12 protein-coding genes are annotated in these 14,004 nt (G+C 68.4%); 10 read left to right on the top strand and 2 right to left on the bottom strand.

The window, feature by feature from the left end; translation table 11 throughout:
• Positions 1-20: 20 nt before the first annotated feature.
• The 4 genes from murI (at position 21) to rdgB (ending at position 3,302) form a co-directional block, all read left to right on the top strand.
• A complete protein-coding gene (gene murI / locus AC5RUU_RS14000) occupies positions 21-1,034 on the top strand; it encodes a glutamate racemase (RefSeq protein ID WP_493975923.1) in 1,014 nt (337 codons plus the stop codon).
• Positions 1,031-1,828 (top strand): MBL fold metallo-hydrolase, encoded by a 798-nt coding sequence (locus AC5RUU_RS13995; RefSeq protein WP_493975804.1) that lies wholly within the window; start codon positions 1,031-1,033, stop codon positions 1,826-1,828. The genes murI and AC5RUU_RS13995 overlap by 4 nt, the downstream gene beginning before the upstream one ends.
• Before the next feature lie 62 nt (positions 1,829-1,890).
• On the top strand, positions 1,891-2,649 hold the full coding sequence (gene rph, locus AC5RUU_RS13990; protein WP_493975803.1) for a ribonuclease PH: 759 nt from the start codon (positions 1,891-1,893) through the stop codon (positions 2,647-2,649).
• On the top strand, positions 2,646-3,302 hold the full coding sequence (gene rdgB / locus AC5RUU_RS13985) for an RdgB/HAM1 family non-canonical purine NTP pyrophosphatase (RefSeq protein ID WP_493975802.1): 657 nt from the start codon (positions 2,646-2,648) through the stop codon (positions 3,300-3,302). Before rph ends, rdgB begins: the two co-directional genes overlap by 4 nt.
• A gap of 79 nt (positions 3,303-3,381) precedes the next feature.
• On the opposite strand, the gene AC5RUU_RS13980 is transcribed toward rdgB, so the two are convergent.
• A complete protein-coding gene (locus AC5RUU_RS13980; protein ID WP_493975922.1) occupies positions 3,382-4,158 on the bottom strand; it encodes a DedA family protein in 777 nt (258 codons plus the stop codon).
• Between the two features lie 68 nt (positions 4,159-4,226).
• On the opposite strand from AC5RUU_RS13980, the gene AC5RUU_RS13975 reads away from it, so the two are divergent.
• Together AC5RUU_RS13975 and AC5RUU_RS13970 are read left to right on the top strand one after the other, a co-directional pair.
• Positions 4,227-5,252, top strand: coding sequence for a 3'-5' exonuclease (locus tag AC5RUU_RS13975; protein ID WP_493975801.1), 1,026 nt, complete (start codon positions 4,227-4,229; stop codon positions 5,250-5,252).
• A gap of 74 nt (positions 5,253-5,326) precedes the next feature.
• Complete coding sequence (locus tag AC5RUU_RS13970) at positions 5,327-5,803, top strand: DUF4395 domain-containing protein (RefSeq protein WP_493975800.1); 477 nt, start codon at positions 5,327-5,329, stop codon at positions 5,801-5,803.
• On the opposite strand, the gene AC5RUU_RS13965 is transcribed toward AC5RUU_RS13970, so the two are convergent.
• On the bottom strand, positions 5,784-6,878 hold the full coding sequence (locus AC5RUU_RS13965) for an ADP-ribosylglycohydrolase family protein (protein ID WP_493975799.1): 1,095 nt from the start codon (positions 6,876-6,878) through the stop codon (positions 5,784-5,786). The two genes, AC5RUU_RS13970 and AC5RUU_RS13965, sit on opposite strands and share 20 nt — an antisense overlap.
• 144 nt (positions 6,879-7,022) lie before the next feature.
• Between AC5RUU_RS13965 and AC5RUU_RS13960 the strand changes: the two genes are divergently transcribed.
• The 4 genes from AC5RUU_RS13960 (at position 7,023) to AC5RUU_RS13945 (ending at position 14,000) form a co-directional block, all read left to right on the top strand.
• A complete protein-coding gene (locus tag AC5RUU_RS13960; protein ID WP_493975798.1) occupies positions 7,023-7,985 on the top strand; it encodes an aquaporin in 963 nt (320 codons plus the stop codon).
• A 205-nt stretch (positions 7,986-8,190) separates the two neighbouring features.
• On the top strand, positions 8,191-9,369 hold the full coding sequence (locus tag AC5RUU_RS13955) for an exonuclease SbcCD subunit D (RefSeq protein WP_493975797.1): 1,179 nt from the start codon (positions 8,191-8,193) through the stop codon (positions 9,367-9,369).
• On the top strand, positions 9,366-12,500 hold the full coding sequence (locus tag AC5RUU_RS13950) for an AAA family ATPase (RefSeq protein WP_493975796.1): 3,135 nt from the start codon (positions 9,366-9,368) through the stop codon (positions 12,498-12,500). The genes AC5RUU_RS13955 and AC5RUU_RS13950 overlap by 4 nt, the downstream gene beginning before the upstream one ends.
• Before the next feature lie 120 nt (positions 12,501-12,620).
• Positions 12,621-14,000, top strand: a complete 1,380-nt coding sequence (locus AC5RUU_RS13945) for an MFS transporter (protein WP_493975795.1) — start codon at positions 12,621-12,623, stop codon at positions 13,998-14,000.
• Positions 14,001-14,004: the final 4 nt, after the last annotated feature.

The following is a 14,004-nucleotide window of genomic DNA, read 5'->3' as shown; positions in this document are numbered from 1 at the left end:
TCATGACAACAGCCTCGAGCATGGATCCGCCAGCGGCAGCCGGTCAGGATTCCGAAGCGGACGGCCTGCAGGCCGCCGCCCTGGAAACACGCCCCATCGGCGTTTTCGATTCCGGTGTAGGGGGCCTTACCGTGGCCCGCTCCATCATCGACCAGCTTCCCAACGAGTCCATTCTCTATGTGGGGGACACAGCCCACGGACCGTACGGGCCCTTGCCCATCGCGGAAGTCCGGGCCAACGCCCTGGGCGTGATGGACGAACTGGTGGACTCCGGCGTCAAGCTGCTGACCATCGCCTGCAACTCGGCGTCGGCCGCGGTGCTGCGGGACGCCCGCGAACGGTACACGGCCAAGTACGGCATCCCCGTCATCGAGGTTATCCAGCCGGCCGTCCGCCGCGCGGTGGCCGCCACCCGCACCGGGCGGGTGGGCGTCATCGGGACGTCCGCCACCGTCGGATCGCGGGCTTACGAGGACACGTTCGCGGCTGCCCCGGACCTCGCCATCACCTCGGTAGCCTGCCCTGAATTCGTCAGCTACGTGGAAGCGGGCATCACCACCGGCCCTGCCCTGCTGGCCGTCGCCGAGGAATACCTGGCGCCGTTGAAGGCCGCGGAAGTGGACACTGTGGTGCTCGGCTGTACCCACTACCCGCTACTGACCGGTGTCATCTCCTACGTCATGGGTGCCGACGTGACCCTGGTGTCCAGCGCCGAAGAAACTGCCAAGGACGTGTACCGTGCCCTGGCCACGCACCACCTGCAGCGCACGGCCGGGACACCGCCCGAGCACCACTTCGTGGCAACGGGCGACGCCGGGCAGTTCGAGGCGCTGGCCCGCAGGTTCCTGGGCCCGGAGGTGCTGTCCGTCCGCCACGTGGACCACGTGGCCGCGCAATACCCCACTGGAAGCCTGGCGCGAATCACCCCTGAAATGATCGCCGCCGCGCAAAGCGCCGGCAACCGCCCACGGATCTCCAACTTCGTGGACCGCGGTCTCGCCGAGGCAGGCCGTGCCGGAGGTTCCGCCCAGTGAAGCTGACCATCGTGGGCTGCACCGGCTCGTTCCCGGGACCCGGCTCGCCGGCGTCGTGCTACCTTTTGACCGCCACTGACGGGCAGCGGACCTGGAAGGTGGTGATGGACCTGGGCAGCGGCGCGCTGGGCGCCATCCAGCGGTACACCGACCTTGAAGACATCGACGCGATTTTCCTCACCCACCTGCACCCCGACCATTGCATGGACCTGTGCGGCCTGCACGTCGCCATCCGCTGGAAGCCGGGCGGCTGGGGGCGCGGCCGGATCCCGGTCTGGGGGCCGGCAGCCACTGCCGACAGGATGGCCACCGCGTACGGCCTGGACCTTGACCCGGGCATGCACGGGGAATTCGACTTCACCAACTGGACCGAACGCGAACCCGTGACGGTGGGCCCGTTCACCGTGACGCCCTTCGCCGTCAACCATCCCATCGAGGAGGCGTATGCCCTCCGGGTGGAGGTGGTGGAGCCGGACAAGGACGGCAACAGTGTTGCGCGCACCCTGACGTATTCCGGTGACACTGATTCCTGTGCGGGGCTCGAGGAGGCGGCCAAGGACGCGGACCTGTTCCTGTGCGAGGCTGCCTTCGAGGAGGGCCGCGACAACGGCATCAAGGATGTCCACCTGACGGGCAAGCGTGCGGGGGAGGCTGCCGCGGCGGCCGGCGCCCGGCGGCTCCTGCTGACGCACATTCCGGTGTGGACGTCACAGACCACCGTGATGGCCGAGGCCCGTCCGGTGTTCGGCGGGGACGTGGCGGTGGCGGTTGCCGGAGTGCACTACACCATCTGATGCCGCTGCCGGGTTGGAAGGCGGGAACCGCCGTCGCCGGCGGCAGTGGATAAGCTAAAGGCATGACTTCTGAAGCAACTGCAGTGCCCATCGTGCGCGCCGACGGCCGTGCCCCGGACCAGCTCCGGCCCATCAGCATCACCCGCGGATGGTCCAACCAGGCTGAGGGTTCGGCGTTGATCGAATTCGGCAACACCAGGGTCCTGTGCACCGCCTCCCTGACGGCCGGCGTTCCCCGCTGGCTGAAGGGGGAAGGCAGGGGCTGGGTCACGGCCGAGTACGCCATGCTGCCGCGTGCAACTAACACCCGCTCCGACCGGGAGTCCGTCAAAGGCAAGATCGGCGGCCGCACGCACGAAATTTCGCGGCTCATCGGGCGGTCCCTGCGCTCCATCATCGACACCAAGGCGCTGGGCGAAAACACCATTGTGCTGGACTGCGACGTCCTCCAGGCCGACGGCGGGACGCGCACGGCCGCCATTACCGGCGCCTACGTGGCACTTGCCGATTCCATCCGTTTCGCCCGCGACAACAAGCTCATCGCAAAGAACGCCCAACCGCTGATAGACACCATCGCAGCCGTCTCCGTGGGCATCATCGACGGCGTGCCCATGCTGGATCTGCCCTACGTCGAGGACGTCCGCGCCGAAACCGACATGAACGTGGTGGTCACGGGTTCCGGCAAGTTCGTTGAAGTGCAGGGCACCGCGGAAGGCGCGCCCTTCGACCGGGAAGAGCTGGACAAACTCCTTGACCTTGCCCTGCTGGGCACTGCCCAGCTCGCCGCCATCCAGCGCGAAACCCTGGCAGACACCCTGTGAGCGCGGCCGGCGGATCCCCCCGGCTGGTCCTCGCCACGCGCAACTTGGGCAAACTCCGCGAACTGCGTGAGTTGCTGCGGGGCCAGGTTCCGGGGCTCGACGTCGACACGCAGGTGGTGGATGCGGCGGCGGCGGGTGCCCCGGACGTCGTCGAGACAGGCGTGACGTTCGCCGAGAACTCGCTGCTCAAGGCCCGGGCCGTTGCCGAGGCCACCGGTCTGGTGGCCATCGCCGACGACTCCGGACTGGCTGTCGACGTGATGGGCGGGGCTCCCGGCATCTTTTCCGCCCGGTGGTCCGGCAGCCACGGCGACGACGCGGCCAACCTGGCGCTCCTGCTGAACCAGCTTTCCGACGTTCCGGACCAGCACCGCGGCGCGGCGTTCGTCTGCGCGGCAGCCCTTGCCGTGCCCGCCGCCGACGGCGTGCCCGGCCGTGAAGTGGTGGAGTACGGACAGCTGGAGGGCGTCCTGCTCCGCGAGCCCCGGGGCGCGGGCGGTTTCGGCTACGATCCCGTGCTGCAGCCGGTCGGGGAGCAGCGCAGCTGCGCGGAACTCTCGGCCGAGGAAAAGAACGCCATCAGCCACCGGGGCAAGGCGTTCCGGGCGCTCCTGCCGTCGATCGTGGAAGCGCTGCACGCGGCGGATTCCTGACGCCCCCTCGCGAAAATAAAAAAGGCGCGCTTCCCGGTGAATCGGGAAGCGCGCCTTTTGTCCGTCCGGGCATGCGGTCCTAGCGGAGGCGCGGCGTCTTCTGCTCGTCCTCGGGAGCGTGTTCCTCAATGAACTCATCCACCGGGTCCGTGCCGTAGGCAGCGGCCTGGCGCTTGGCGGACAGGCCTCGGAGGACCTCCACGCCGATAGGCAGGACAGAGACCAGCACGATGAGGATGAAGATGATGTCCAGGTTGTCGCGGACCCAGGGGATGCGGTCGCCCAGGAGGTAACCCAGCAGGGTGACGCCGCCACCCCAGAGCACCGCGCCGATGACGTTGTAGAGGAAGAACTTTTTCCGGCTCATCTGCGCCACGCCCACGATCACCGGGACGAACGTGCGGATAATGGGCACGAACCGGGCCAGGATGAGTGCCTTGCCGCCGTGCTTTTCGAAGAATGCGTGCGCGTTTTCAACGTTCTCGCGCTTGAACAGCCGGGAATTCGGCTTGTTGAAGATGGCAGGGCCGGCCTTGGAGCCGATCAGGTACCCGGTCTGGTTGCCCACGATGGCGGAAAGGATGATGAGCAGGGCGAACAGCCACACGTTGAACTTGATGGTGTCCGTGGCCACCAGCAGGCCCGCGGTGAACAGCATGGAATCGCCGGGCAGGAAGAAGCCCACCAGCAGGCCGGTTTCCGCGAAAACGATGCCGCAGACAAGCAGGACCACCCACGGGGCCAGGGCAGGGTCGGCCAGGAAGATCTGGGGGTTCAGCCAGTCGGGCAGGAAGGAGGCCAGCCGCGGCTGGACCGGTCCTGCCCCGCCGAGCATGGACACAGCGAAGTCGTTCATCAGAGGAAAGTTCACCACTCAAGGGTACTTGAAGGGTCCGGCCCGCTTTCGGCGGTAAGGTGGGGGCCGTGGGTTTGGACTTTACTGCGATCGACTTCGAGACGGCGAACGGTTTCAGGGGGTCTCCTTGCGCAGTGGGGCTTACAAAGGTCCGGGGCGGACGGATTGTGGACGAGGTCTCGTGGCTGATGCGGCCGCCGCGAAACCATGACCACTTTGATTACCGCAACGTCCGGATCCACGGCATCAGCGCTGCAGACGTTGCGGGCCGGCCGCGCTTCGGCGAGCTTTTCGCCGAAATCGGCGCCTTCATCGGTGACGACGTGCTGGCCGCCCACAACGCGGCATTTGATCTGGGAGTGATTCGCTCCGCCCTGGAGGTTTCCGGGCTTCCCGGCCCGGCCTATGACTATGTCTGCACCGTGATGCTGTCCCGGCGGTGCTATTCGCTGGTCTCCAATTCGCTGCCGTTTGCCGCCGAGGAAGCCGGCGTGCCGCTGGTCAAGCACCACGATGCTGCCGAGGACGCCCGGGCCTGCGCCGGGATTCTCATGGACATCGCCCGCCGCAACAACGCCAACAGCCTCGCTGAGCTCTACCTCTCGCTGGGCCTGGTGATGCCGCGCCAGCAGGCCTTCGATCCGGCGGTGGACGCGCTCTCCAAGCCCAGCCTGGCCGCCGTCGCGGGCCCGTCCCCTTCCAGCGCGACAGGAAACGGTGCGGAGCTGGTCCGGCCCTTCCGGTCCGGCTGGCCGGAGGAAGGCATCAACCCGGAACCCAATCCCGACGCCGGGCCGGGCCATCCGCTGTACGGGCAGACCGTCGTCTTTACCGGCCAGCTGTCCATCGGGCGCCCAGAGGCCAAAGTGCGGTCCGCCGGCGTGGGGGCCCGGACCGAAAGCCGCGTGACCGGACGCACCACCGTCCTGGTGGTGGGTGACGGCTTTGTGGCGTCGGACCTCCGCTCGGGCAGGCTGACCGGCAAGGCGCGCCGGGTCCTGGAGCTCCACGAACGTGGCCAGGCTATCGAAGTCCTGTCCGAGGGCGAATTCCTGCAGATGGTGGGAAGCTTCGCTGAACCGGCGACCGCATGAAGCGGCCCCTCTGAAAAGTTCACCTGGCGCAACAAACCTTCCCTGCGTGCCGGTTCCGCTTCTAGCCTTGCCCTATGTCAGTCTTTGCCTTCCCCAATCCCGTCAACGAGTATGCTGCGCGCGTGACGGCGGGCCTGGTTGTGCTGCTGGCACTCGCCACCGCCGCGACCGGCTCCGGATGGGGATTGCTGGCCATCGCGGCAGGATTCTGGCTGCGGGTGCTGTTCGGCCCGCGGGTCTCGCCTCTTGCCCTGCTGTCGGTGAAAGTCATCACGCCCCGGCTGGGCAAGGTGAAGCCCGTCCCGGGCCCGCCCAAGCGTTTTGCCCAGGGGATGGGAGCCGTCGTTTCCACCGCCGCCCTGATCCTGTTCATCGCCAGTGCCCAGCCTGCAGCGTGGGCGGTACTGGGGATCCTGATTGTCGCGGCCTCGCTGGAAGCCTTCCTGGGCCTGTGCCTGGGCTGTGTGATCTTCGGATTCCTTCAGCGCCGCGGGCTGATCCCGGCGGAAGTCTGCGAGGCCTGCAACAACATCAGCCTTCGCCGGTTGTGACCCGCACCAGGAGGTCCGCCATGCCACGGATGACCTCCGGCGCCTCGAGCGCGTCAAGCCAGTCACCGGGCAGGCAGTCCTCTCCGTAGTACGCCCCCAGGATGTTGCCGGCCACCGAGCCGGTGGAGTCGCTGTCGCCGCTGTGATTGACGGCAACGGCAATGGCCTCCCGGAAATGCCGGACCGGAGGGGTGTCCGTACCCGCGGCGGAATCAGTCGGGACGGTGGCCAGCACCGCGTAAAGGGCGACGGCGAGCGCCTCCTCAGCCACCCAGCCCTCGCCCAGTTCCTGCACCAGTTCTTCCGGCGGCACGATGCCTTTGTCCGCCAGGCGGAGTGCTGCCTCCAGGCGCTCCGGCAGTTCGGGGGCCACGTCCGTGATGTTGGCGGCATGGGCGGTTACTCCGGCGGCGGCCTCCGCCAGGCCCTCGCCCGCGGCCAGCCGGTGGATCAGGAGGCTGAAGATTCCGGCGCTCTGCCGGGCAGATGGATGGCCGTGCGTCAGGGAGGCGGCATCGGCACTCAGTTTGTACACGGCGTCGGGCGTGATGTGCGGGACCAGCCCGAAAGGTGCCGAGCGCATCACCGTGCCGCAACCCTTGGACTCCGGATTGACGGGGCGCACGGAGGTGCCCATCTCGCCCGTTGCCAGGCCGGAGATGCAGGCCTTTCCCGGATGCCGGCGCTGGTGGAGCACCGCATTCCCGTCGATCCATCGGGGCTGGGGCACGGGTGCCGAAGCGGGGGCGGTTTCGCCCTGGGTGGCGAGCCACCGGAGGTAGGCCAGCCACAGGCAGGCGTTGACGTCCGCGCCGACGCCGGAGTTTGCCCACTCCAGCGCTTCCACCAGTCCGTCGACGGTGTACAGCGTCATTTGGGTATCGTCCGAGAAATGGCTGTCGCCGGACAGGGCGGCGAAGCCGGTCAGCCCGTCCGCTCCAAAGCGGCGCCGGATCTCGTCCATCCCGTCGAACTCCACCGCGAAGCCCAGCGAATCACCCAGTGCGCCGCCCAGCAGGGAACCGTGGATACGCGACGTCAGGGTGGGCGCGGGCGCGCCGGTTTCGATGCTCATGCAATAAATTTACCGTGGCGCCGGCCCGTGTCCGGCCGGCGCCCCCACCCCGGCACCGTCCAGCTAACCTCCAGCCTGGACTGGAATAATGCTCGGGTTGCCCGGCGACAGTACCCGCATGAACACCTACCTGAAGGTTCCTCCATGAGCACCCCTGTTCCAGCCAAACCCGACGCCCCGCACAGCGGCCAGGAAACCGTCCGGCCCGGCCTGACGCCCAGGCTGGCTGCCGAGGGGTTCGGCAGCCTGTTCGTCGCCGTCGCCGGCCTGGGGGTGCCGCTCTTCAGCATCCCGCAGTCGAGCCCGCTGCCCGCCGCGCTCGCTGCCGGATTGGCGGTAACCGCCGCGATGCTCGCCGTCGGCCACGTTTCGGGCGGCCAAATCAACCCTGCGATTACCCTTGGGCACCTCCTGGCCGGACGCATCCGTGCCGGAGCTGCCGCCGCCTATGTTGCGGCCCAGCTGGCCGGAGCGGTGCTGGGTGCGCTGGCACTTTTTGCGGTCCTGCGGACGCTTCCCGGCATTGCAGACAGCCGGACGGCATTCGATACCGTCACGGCCGGCTTCGGTGAGCATTCCATCGTCCAGGCCCCACTGGCCGCGGCGCTGCTGCTGGAGGTGCTGGGTGCTGCCATCATCGTCTCCGTCTTCCTGGGTGCGGCTGCCCGGGACCGGAGCAGCGGGGCCGCTGCAGCCGTCGCCGTGGGACTGACCTTCGCTGCCCTGCTGCAGCTGGGACAGGCGGTGGGCAACCTGCCTTTCAACCCTGCACGGGCAACCGCTTCCGCAATTTTTAGCTCCGGCTGGGCGTTGGAACAGCTCTGGGTGTTCCTGGCGGCGCCGCTGGCGGGTGCCGCGGTCGCCGGACTGCTGTTCCGCAGCTTCCGGGCGGTTGCCTCTGCAGATGCTGGCACAGACGCTTCCGGGGATGCTGGCGCAGCCCGTGCACCGGGGGCGGAACCCCGGTCCGACGGGTCTGGCGGGTCCGACGGCGACGGCGACGGCGTGCCCCCGGCCGCCTTGGCCGCGGGTCCGGACAGCACACGGACGGACAGCGCCGGTGGCGCCACGGAGGCGCAGGAGTTTTTCGAGGGCAAGCGCGGCTGAATCGATCGTCAGTGAGCCGACGGGGCCGGCCCGGCGTGAACGGCTACTACGGGCCGATGGTGTTCGCACCAGCCTGAATCCTGCACCCGGACTCAACGGATTGAAGTCGCGGGTGTGCCCCTGGAGCCTATGGATCAGAGCCTGGTCTGCCGGTGCGCCGCGTTCGGTGACGCAAACTGTCAGTGGCTCCCGATAGCTTAGAAGTATGCGGTTACTACACACATCGGACTGGCACCTGGGCCGCTCCTTCCACGGCGTGGGCATGCTGGAGGCCCAGCGGGGCGTTATTGACCAGCTCGTGGAGGCGGTTTCGCAGCACCATGTGGATGTCGTCCTGATTGCCGGGGACGTCTACGACCGCGCCCTGCCGGGCGTGGATGTCGTTCACCTGCTGGACGACGCACTTGTCCGGCTTACATCGGCCGGGGCCAAGGTGGTCCTGACCAGCGGCAACCATGACTCCGCCATCCGGCTGGGCTTTGCCGCCCGGCTGCTGGAGCGCGGCGGCGTGCACCTCCGCACCCGGGTGGAGAACCTGGACCAGCCGCTGCTGCTGCCGCTCGGCCACGGCCGGGCCGGGAAGGAAGCGGTGCTGGCCATCTATGGCATCCCGTGGCTTGAGCCGCGGCTTGTCGCCGGTCAACTGGGCGTGGAGACCGCGAGCCATTTCGACGTCACCCGGGCGGCCACCAGGCTGATCCGGGAGGACATCGGGCGACGTGCAACCGACTCCGTGGTCCATTCGGTGGTCCTGGCCCACACGTTCGCCAGCGGCGGCATCAGCTCGGACAGTGAACGCGACCTCAGCATCGGGGGCGTGGGCGCGGTGCCGCTGGACCTCTTCGAGGGCTTCAGCTACACGGCGCTCGGCCACCTCCACGGCCGTCAGTCATTGTCGCCCGAGGTGCGGTATTCCGGATCCCCGCTTGCCTACTCCTTCTCTGAGGCCCGGCACCGGAAAGGGGCGTGGCTGGTGGACCTTGGCGCAGACGGGGTCACCGGAGTGGAAGAGGTGCAGTTTGAAGCGCCCCGGGCCCTGGCGGTACTGCGGGGTCCGCTGCAGGACCTCCTGGAGTCGCCGGAGCACCACTGGGCGGAAACCGCCTACTGCCAAATCACGTTGACGGACGCAGAGCGGCCGGCCCGGGCCATGGACCGGCTGCGGGCAAGGTTTCCGGACACCCTGGTGCTGAACTTCGATCCCCAGGGTGGACCCGCCGCGAGGGCCGCCACCTACCGCAGCAGGCTCGCCGAGGCGCCGGACGACCTCGCCGTGTGCTGCGGGTTCCTGGAGCATGTGCGTGGCCGCGTCCCGGACGACGCCGAGAAAGCGGCGCTTGCCGCCGCCCTTGAGAACGTCCGCCTGCTGGAGGGCTCGCGATGAGAATCCATCACCTCCGCATTTCAGCATTCGGCCCCTTTGCAGGCACCGAAGACATAGACTTCGACCGGCTGAGCGGCCACGGCCTTTTCCTCCTCAATGGTCCCACGGGCGCCGGAAAGACCAGCGTCCTGGACGCCATCTGCTTCGCCTTGTACGGTTCCGTTCCCGGCGCCCGCCAGGACGGCAAACGGCTCCGCAGCGATCACGCACAACCGGGCCAGGAACCTGCCGTCACCTGTGAATTCTCTGCCCAGGGGCGGCGGTTCGAAGTGACACGGTCGCCTGCCTGGGAAAAGCCCAGCGCGCGGGGCAAAAACGGCTTCACCACCCAGCAGGCCAAAACCCTCCTGCGTGAGCACGTGGACGGCGCATGGGTGGAAAAGTCAGCCCGGAACGATGAAGCCGGAGCCGAAATAATGGCGCTGCTCGGAATGGACCGGGAACAGTTCACCCGCGTGGTGATGCTTCCGCAGGGCGACTTCGCCGCGTTCCTGCGGTCCAAGGCTGCGGACCGGCTGGAGTTGCTGCAGAAACTGTTCGGCACCCAGCGTTTTGAATCGCTGGAACAGGAACTTTCCCGGCAGGCCCAGGACGCCCGGGACAAAGTCTCCGCTTTGGCCGGCCGGCTCGATCTGCTGGCAGCGCGGGCAGAGTCTGAAACGGCTGCCCTGGAGCTGGACGCCACATGCACCCCGCCCACGGCGAACGTCGCTGGGCGGCTGGAAGGGTTGCAGGCCGCCGTCGGGGAACGCCTGCGCGAACTGACGGATTTGGCCAGGGCCGCCGAATCCGAAAGCACCGCGCAAACGCAAGCCGTGGAGGAGGAAAATGCGCGGATGGAGCGCCGCCGCAGGCTCGAGGCTGCCGCCTCCCGCCGGAAAGCCGTGCAGGAAGCTGCGCCGCTGCTCGAAAGCCTGACCCTGCGCCTGGAGCGGCACCGCCAGGCGGCGGTCCTGGACGGACACCTGAAGAACGTGGACACGGCCGAGGACAGGGTCCGGAGCGCCGCCGGCGCCGCAGAGTCTGCAGTCACGTTGCTCAGGCTGGCCGCGGACCGTGACAGTGAGCTTGCACAGCTGGATCTCGGTTTGGCTGAAGAGTTTGGACTGGACGGTGCCGGGCGGGACGGTGACGGGATGGCCGGCGCCGAAGTGGCCGCGGCTCGTGCGCCGGGGGCCGGAGCGGGCTGTTCCCGCTCTGCCGCCGGGGAGCTGGCCAGGCTCCGCTCGCTCCTGGCCGTCGTCGAGGCGAGGTTGCCCGATGAGGACAGGCTGCAGGCCCTACGGAAACGGCACAGTGCACTGGCCGTGAAGCAGCAGGATTTGGCCACGGGCATTGCCGACCTCGGCCGCCGCGTGGCATCACTCCAGGACGAACGGGACCGCCTCGCCGGGGGCCTGGAGCAGTTGGTGCAGCATGCGGGAACCGCCGCGCTTCGCAGCAAGGAAGCGATGGCTGCAACGGAGCTGCTGGACGTTGTCCGACGGCACACTGTCGCGGTTGCAGCCCGCGAAGCAGTGAAGCTTCGGTATGACGCCTCCAGGGAGAACCAGCTGGAGGCAAAACGCCGATGGCTTGACCTTCGCGAAGAGCGGCTGGCCAATGCTGCCGCGGAACTGGCCGCCCAGCTGACGCAGGGTGATCCGTGCCCCGTCTGCGGCAGCGGCGACCATCCCGCACCCGCTGCTGCCGGGTCCGGAGGTCCGGGCCTCGCCCAGGCGGAAGAAGCAGCCCACGCCGTCCATGAAGCCGCCGAAGCCGCGTTCACGCTGCTCAGTAGCGAACTTGCGGCGGCGAACCAGCAGGTGGCCGTCCTCGCGGGCCAAGGCGGGGAAACACCCGAATCCGAAGCCCTCAACGGTGCGGAAGGAGCCCGCGCCGCTGCCGCCCAGGCCGAAGCAGCTGCCAAGGAACTGGCGGCGGTCAGGTTGCGGCTGGACGTCCTGGATGCAGACCTCGCCGCAGCACTTGCGGCAAAGGCAGCGATGGAAGCAGAAATTGCCAAGGCGAATGGCTCCCTGACAGACCTGTCCGAGCAATCGGCCTCCCTGGACCAGTCACTGTCCGGGTTGCGCGGCGGGCACCGGAGCTTGCCGCGCCGGCTGCGGTCGCTGGAGGACGCGGTTGCAGTGCTGGACAAGGCCGTGGAAGCCCAGGCACAGCTGGAGCGTGCCCGGGCGCAGGCCTCCGACGCGCGGGAACAGCTGGATCTGGCACTGCCGGCGGCAGGATTCGCCACTGCCGGCGAAGCCAGACAGCAGTTGCTTCCCACCGCCCAGGCAGCCGCCCTCGAGGACGAGGTACGCGCCGCCCAGGACGAGGCAGCCCGGGTGGCCGAACTTTTTGAGTCAGAGGATATTGTGCTCGCGCTTGAGGAACAGTCCGCCGGATTCACGGCGGACGAGCACCGCTTCGCTGCCCTGCGGGAGGCCGCCGCCGCTGCCCGGCAGCAGGCGCGGGACGCCCATCTTGCCGCCGGCCTGGCGGGCCGGTGCCAGGAATCACTGGCCGCCATCAGCGCGGAGTATGAAGCCCTGTCCGCATCCGCCCGGGAACCGGCCGAGCGGGCACAGATGCTGGCAGGGCTGGCTGATGCTGCCGCAGGCCGGGGAGAGAACACCTACCGGATGAGCCTCAACAGCTACGTCCTCGCCGCGCGGCTTGAGCAGGTCGCCCTCGCTGCCTCCGAACGCCTGGTGGCAATGAGCGATGGCCGCTATCTGCTGCAGCACACCGACGCGAAGGCGGCCAGGGGCGCCAAGTCCGGACTGGGCCTGGAAGTCGTGGACCAATGGACGGGGTACCGCCGCGACACCTCCACCCTCTCCGGTGGCGAATCGTTCATGGCTTCCCTGTCTCTGGCACTCGGCCTCGCCGACGTTGTGCAGCAGGAATCGGGCGGCGTGGAGATTGAGACGCTGTTCGTGGACGAGGGGTTCGGGAGCCTGGACGAGCAATCGCTGGAACAGGTCATGGACGCTTTGGAGGGACTGCGGGACGGCGGGCGCGTGGTGGGACTCGTCAGCCACGTCGGAGAGATGAAGCAGCGGATCGGCACCCAGCTTCAGGTGCTGAAGGGGCGCACCGGGTCCACGCTGCGCATTTCCGAGGCGCTCGACGTGGTGGCCTGATTCGTCACCCGGACCGAGGCGGCGCCCTGGAGAACATCCCAATGGGCGCTATAATTTTACAGTTACCGGGTTGCGCGCATCGGGAGGAGGGACGATGCGCACGAACTGAACGAGCCCGGAATGACATCACCCTCCTCCCCTTCCACTGCCCGCGATTCCGCCGCTGGCCATGACTCCACCTGGCCTGGTCCCGCCCGGCCGGACGGCAATGTCCCGGACCCGGCAGCCGGCGTCGCCCAGACGGCCGCCGCTTCAGCCAAGGCACCGCAGGGACGGTTTGCCCGGCTCTCCCACCTGGCTGGCCGCAGCTTCATCGCCGTTGGCCTCTTTGCGCGGTTGCCGCTGGCAATGCTCACGGTCGGCACGCTCACCATGGTCACCTCCGTCAGCGGGTCCTATGCCGCGGGCGGGACCGCGGCCGGCGCGGTCGGCATCGGCTCCGCGCTTGGTGCTCCGGTGCTGGGCGCCCTGGCCGACAGGCGGGGGCAGCGGCCGGTGCTGATAGCAGCTGCGGTCATCAACACCGCAGCCGTGGTGGCGTTGATCCTCGTCGCCGCAAGCCTTGGCCGGTCCGGCGGTTTCCACGCCGCAATCCTGGCGGCCGCCTTCGCCGCCGGGGCCAGTTGCCCGCAGGTTGGCCCGCTGGCACGGGTACGCTGGATGGCCCTGACCCTGCAGGGGCCCGCGCCGGCAAACAAGCGGGACCTGGATACCGCGCTCTCCTACGAAAGCACCGCCGACGAGGTGACGTTTGTCCTGGGACCGGCGCTGGTGGGAATCCTTGCCAGCCTGCTGGCGCCGTGGCTTCCGCTCGCGCTGGCTGCGGCAATGACCATCACCCTGGTTCCGGCATTTGCCGCGCACCCCACCCACCGCTCCGTGCAGCCCAGTCCGAAGCGGGCAAAGGGACAGCCAGCCAGCAGGCGTGAGGGCAGAATCCCGGCGGCAGTGATCCTGCCCGTGTCAGCGATGGTCTGCATGGGAACGTTCTTCGGCTCAACGCAGGCCGCGCTGAGTTCCTTCTCGGCCGGCCTGGCAGGTTCTGAAATCGCCGGGCTGCTGTATGCCGTCATGGGCCTGAGCTCTGCCGCAGCGGCCCTTTCCGTCGCCTATTGGCCCCAGCGGTTCGGCCTTCCGCGGCGTTGGATCCTGTCAGCGGCGCTCATGGCAATACTGGCTGTGCTGCTGCTGGTGCCGTCCTCACTGGCAGGCATGGTGGTGGTCCTGCTCGTCCTGGGGCTTCCGGTGGGCCCGGTCATGGTCACGGTCTTCGCGGCCGGCGGCGTGTTGGCGCCGGCAGGCCGGCTGGGCACGGTCATGACTGCTTTAGCCAGTGGCATTGTGGCGGGCACAGCGCTCGGCTCCTCCATCGGCGGCCATCTTGCAGAGGCCGGCGGCCATCCCGCAGCCTTCGTTGTTCCTGTCTGTGCCGCCGCGGTGCTGGCGCTGCTCGGAGCAATTGCCGCGTGCCTCCTGCGGGACCGGACTGCAGGAAACTGAGTCC

The sequence above is a fragment of the Arthrobacter sp. K4-10C genome, assembly GCF_059090085.1.
Note: the sequence above shows the minus strand (reverse complement) of the source record. Positions and strands in the feature narration are given on the sequence as shown.